The organism is Vibrio sp. Vb1755 (genome assembly GCF_033338635.1).
Lineage (GTDB): Bacteria > Pseudomonadota > Gammaproteobacteria > Enterobacterales > Vibrionaceae > Vibrio > Vibrio alginolyticus.
This window is the reverse complement of the sequence record NZ_JAWOTA010000059.1, coordinates 1-2,364: the sequence shown is the minus strand read 5'-3', so window position 1 is coordinate 2,364 and position 2,364 is coordinate 1. Positions and strand designations below refer to the sequence as shown.

Below are 2,364 nucleotides of genomic sequence, written 5' to 3'. Positions count from 1 at the left end.
TGCCTTGCAGTCAGGCTCTAGGTCGCAAGAGGCTAACGAACTAGCAGGTTAGCCCAAGGTATTCCATGGCGTTTAGCCATTGGTACGTTTAACCATTAGTGCTTTCAAAAATTTTGTCTGCTGAAGCGGCAACAAATCCTGGATACAACTCGCCATTCTCCATTGGGTAACGTTTAGCAAACTCGTAAAAGCCACCTGGGATAATTTCCGAACCTTCTTCGAAGGTCACTGGCACTTTGTCTGCCATCGTCGACGATTGCTCAAGCAGCACTTCCGGCGAGCCTTTCACCTCACCGCCCGACTCATTGATCACAAACCCTGCTTGACGAAGATGGTCGTTAACCTGTTTGACTTCATCGTGTTGATTCAGCTGATTCACACTCACCGTAAAGTGATTAGCACCATAACCGTGCGCGGCCAGCCAAGACGCATACTCGCTCTCTTTAGCCAACGTTTGGTAATCAGCAAAGCTTAGATCCCATAAGCGACCGCCATGCAGAAATGCACTGCCCGACAGTTTGTCAGCATCCACTTGCGCAACCAGTTTCGCCACAATATCTTGCAGCTCTGGCGAACACTCTTCGACTTTCAGCTCACTGATGAAGACTTTAGGCTGCTTCGGATCTGGGTGCTCATAGTGTTTTGCGACCAGTTTTTTGCTCTCAAATACGTAGTCCCCACACGCTTTATAGCCAGCAGCTAAAAACGGTTTCGCCAATGTCTCAATACCTAGCGGCTCAACATTGAAAGTACGTAAAGCAATATGATCATTAATCAGAGCCTCATCTTCTTGTAGAAGCTGATGCACCTTAGCAGCAGAAGGACAAAGACGTTGGATGTAGTCTTGCCATAGCGATTCAAATAACACATCGGGCGTCATAACGACTCCTTGTTACGAGATGTAGGATTAAGATAAGAGTGTGGTCGCTCGTTCACAGCCCAAAAGCTGTCCAGAATAATGAACGAGCAACCATCAACCTGTGACGGTAAATGTCAGTCAGTCAAACACGCTTTTTGAGTCTGTGCTCACTTGCCGTGTAATGCCAACGCGTACTACCCAAACCTAAATGATGCGTCAGCACATTGGGCCACGATGCATGGTCGTGACCCTGTTATTGAAACTTAAAGCGTCACGCCAGGGCTCAATATCGCAGGTAATTCCGTCTCCTGCCCTTCCATAGACGCCATAGGGTAAGCACAGTAATCCGCCGCGTAGTAGGCGCTTGGACGAAGGTTGCCTGATGCACCAGGGCCACCAAATGGGGCGTCACCACTTGCGCCCGTCAATTGACGGTTGCGGTTTACGATGCCTGCGCGAATGTGGTCAACAAAGTATTCCCATTCTTGATCGTCTGTTGATACAAGACCTGCCGACAAGCCAAAGCGCGTGTCATTCGCCAGCTCTACGGCCTTATCTAAACCTTCATAGCGCACGACTTGCAGCAGCGGTCCGAAGTATTCTTCATCTGGCAACTCAGCAATGTTAGTCACATCGATGATGCCAGGAGAAACAAACGCCGCCTCTCCTGCTTTCGCTTCAATCAAGCTTTCACCGCCTAGAGATTGCAGGTTTGCTTGCGCATCAAGAATGAACTTCGCCGCAGCCACAGAGATTTGTGGGCCCATAAATGGCGCAGGTTCTGCGAATGGTTGATCCATGCGAATGTTTTTCGTCGCTTCCACCAGCTTAGTGATCAGAGCATCCCCTTTCTCACCAAACGGCACGTATAGACGACGAGCACAAGTACAACGTTGACCAGCACTGATGAATGCCGATTGGATGATGGTGTACACCGTTGCATCCAAATCACCGTAGTTATCAGAGATGACCATCGGGTTGTTGCCGCCCATTTCTAGCGCTAACATCTTGCCTGGTTGACCTGCAAACTGACGATGCAGAATGTGACCCGTGTTCGCACTGCCCGTAAACAGAATGCCATCAATACCTTTCGCATCAGCCAACGCAATACCGGTTTCCTTCGCACCTTGAACAAGGTTGATCACGCCTTTTGGCAAACCCGCTTCTTCCCACAATTTCATAGCTAGCTCGCCAGTCCAAGGCGTTTGCTCAGATGGTTTGAACACAACTGTGTTCCCCGCTAGCAAGGCAGGAACGATGTGGCCATTCGGTAAGTGACCAGGGAAGTTATATGGCCCAAACACCGCCATTACGCCAAGAGGGCGATGTCGCAATACAATCTGGTTGCCCGCAGCTTCGCGAGTCGCTTCACCAGTACGGTCATGGTAGGCACGAATAGAAATAGCGATTTTTCCAGCCATTGCAGCCGCTTCTGTGCGCGTTTCCCAAATTGGTTTACCCGTTTCTTTCGCGATCACTTCGGCAATTTTTTCCCTGTTTTCTTT

At 49.6% G+C, this 2,364-nt stretch carries 2 protein-coding genes; both read right to left on the bottom strand.

The genetic code is table 11. The features are described 5' to 3' along the window. Positions 1-88: 88 nt before the first annotated feature. Positions 89-880: a DUF1338 domain-containing protein gene (locus tag R7E00_RS22465; protein WP_021822487.1), complete on the bottom strand. Its 792-nt coding sequence runs from the start codon at positions 878-880 to the stop codon at positions 89-91. A 242-nt stretch (positions 881-1,122) separates the two neighbouring features. Beyond that, a partial coding sequence (gene astD, locus R7E00_RS22460) for a succinylglutamate-semialdehyde dehydrogenase (RefSeq protein WP_318124476.1) occupies positions 1,123-2,364 on the bottom strand: 1,242 nt, incomplete at its 5' end.